The sequence below is a fragment of the Tamlana crocina genome (genome assembly GCF_012037625.1).
On sequence record NZ_JAAVJS010000699.1, the window covers coordinates 1 to 318 of the forward strand.

General features: G+C 45.0%; 1 protein-coding gene. It reads left to right on the forward strand.

Annotation, left to right across the window (positions count from 1 at the left end):
* Window positions 1-318, forward strand: a 318-nt coding sequence (locus HC176_RS18615; RefSeq protein ID WP_209309829.1) for a Gldg family protein, incomplete at both ends; no start/stop codon positions are given.

Here is a 318-nt window from a genome sequence, read left to right on the forward strand (position 1 = left end):
ATATAGCCGATTTTATTAAAAGTATTCAGCAATATTACTATATAGCACCATTCACATTAGATTCCGTAGCTGTAGATCCCACAGGAACCCTGGAGCAGCTTAAGGAATACGACCTGCTCATTGAAGCCAAACCTACCGAAGCTTATACCGAAGCCGAAAAACTCGTGTTGGACCAGTACCTTATGAGCGGCGGGAAACAGCTATGGCTGCTGGAAAATTCGGTGATGGAAACCGACAGCCTTTTCACGCCCACAGGTAGTGCTTTTGCCCTGCCGCGGGACCTAAACCTTGCAGATTATTTCTTCAAATATGGTTTAA